General features: G+C 68.9%; 1 pseudogene. It reads left to right on the top strand.

From position 1 onward, the window contains the following. Positions 1-1,927: pseudogene (locus IE093_RS22210) on the top strand (hypothetical protein); the annotation flags it as partial.

Here is a 1,927-nt window from a genome sequence, read left to right as displayed (position 1 = left end):
TGATCAGCGCCGAAGCCGGCGACCTCACGCTTGAGGTGGGCACGCGGCTGGACAACGCCACGGGCCATATCCAGTCACGCACCGGCACGCTGACCCTCACCGCCGGCGAGGTCGACAACCGGGGCGGGGTCCTGCTGGCCAAACAAGAGATTGATGCCAGCGTGGCCGGCGCGCTCGACAACCGCGCCCAGGGCGTGTTTACCGCCGATGCCATCACGCTCGACGCCGACCGCCTGGCCAACCACGGCGGCAGTCTGGTCGGCGATCTGGTAACCCTGACACTCGACCGCCTCGACAACGACACCGGGCTGGTCAGTGCCCGGGAGGGGCTGCACCTCGACCTGGTCGAAGCGCTGAACAACCGTGGTGGACGCCTGCAGGTCACCGAGGGTGACCTGGTGCTGCACGGCGGGGCTACGCTCGACAACACCCAGGGCATCCTCGTCGCCGAGCACCTGCAGTTGCAGGACGTTGGTGCGCTCACCAACCGCCAGGGTAAGCTCATCGCCGACACCATCGCGCTCGATGCCGCTTCGCTCGACAACACAGACGAGGGGCTGGTCGCGGCAGGCGCGGGGGGCGTGGACGTCACGCTGTCGGGCGCCCTCGACAATCGCCACGGCAAGTTGCAGTCCGACCGGTCACTGGCCATCGCCGCACAACGTATCGACAACCGCCGGGGCGCGATACTCGGCGACGGCTTTCAGCTTCACGCCGAAGAATTGCTCAACCAGGGTGGCGCCGTGCTTGGTGGGGCAACCGGCAGCAGCGTGACCCTGGCCGATAGCGCCACCACCCATCTCGACAACCGCGACGGTGTCATCGATGTCCAGGGCGGTCAGCTGACCCTGCGCGCCACTGGCGGCACTCTCGACAACCAGGACGGCTCGCTGAGTGGTGAACGGCTCGCCATCGACGCGGCCACCTTCGTCAACGACGGCGGCCAGGCCGTGGCCGGTGCCGAGGGGCTGTCACTCACCGCGCCACAGCTCGACAACCGCCAAGGCCTGCTGCTCGCCCAGGACGGCGCGCTCGACACCCACTTCAGCCTGCTACAGAACCAGGGCGGCACCCTGCAGGGCGACAGCGTCACCTTCACCGGCGACACCCTGAACAATACCGACGACGGCCTGATCGCTAGCCTCGATGGCCAGGTGACGATGGTGCTGACCAACGGTCTCGACAATCGCGATGGCCGGGTCCTCGCCAACGGCACGCTCGATATCGACCCGCCGTTCATCGACAACCGCCAGGGCCAACTGGCGGGACGCACCGTGCGCCTCGAAGCCGGCCACCTCGACAACGCCGGCGGCATGATCGAAGCCACCGACACCCTGACGGTCGACGCCGACAAACTGACCAACAGCGACGGCGACCTGCGCGCCCTCGGCGGCGACACCAGCCGCCTCACCCTCACCGGCACCCTCGACAACCGCAACGGACGGCTCGAACTGGCCAGCGACAACGCCACGCTCGACGCCGGCACCCTGCTTAACGGCCAGGGGCAACTCACGCATACCGGCAGCGGACTATTACGCCTCAGCGCCGACCGCCTCGCCAACGCCGGCGGCCAGGTGCAAGGCATCGGTAGCGGCCAATTCACGCTGGACCGGCTCGACGACATCGGCGGGTGGCAATTCAACGGCGCGCTCGGCTTCGACCTCGATCAGGGGCTCACCCTCGCCGCCGGCGACCGCCTTGCCACGGCGGGCCGCCTGACCCTGAACCTGACCAGCCTCGACAACCGCGGCGAACTGCTCGCGAACGACGGCCTCGCCATTCACACCAGCGGCGACATCACCAACCGCGGCCTGATCTCCACCCAGGGCGACCTCGCCGTCACCGCCCACCACCTCACCCAGCGCGGCGGGCGCCTGGCCAGCGGCGGCACCTCGACCTACCGCCTCGGCGGCACCCTCGACAACCT

Origin of the sequence: Litchfieldella qijiaojingensis (assembly GCF_014651875.1) — a bacterium.
Taxonomy (GTDB): Bacteria; Pseudomonadota; Gammaproteobacteria; order Pseudomonadales; family Halomonadaceae; genus Litchfieldella; species Litchfieldella qijiaojingensis.
Note: the sequence above shows the minus strand (reverse complement) of the source record. Positions and strands in the feature narration are given on the sequence as shown.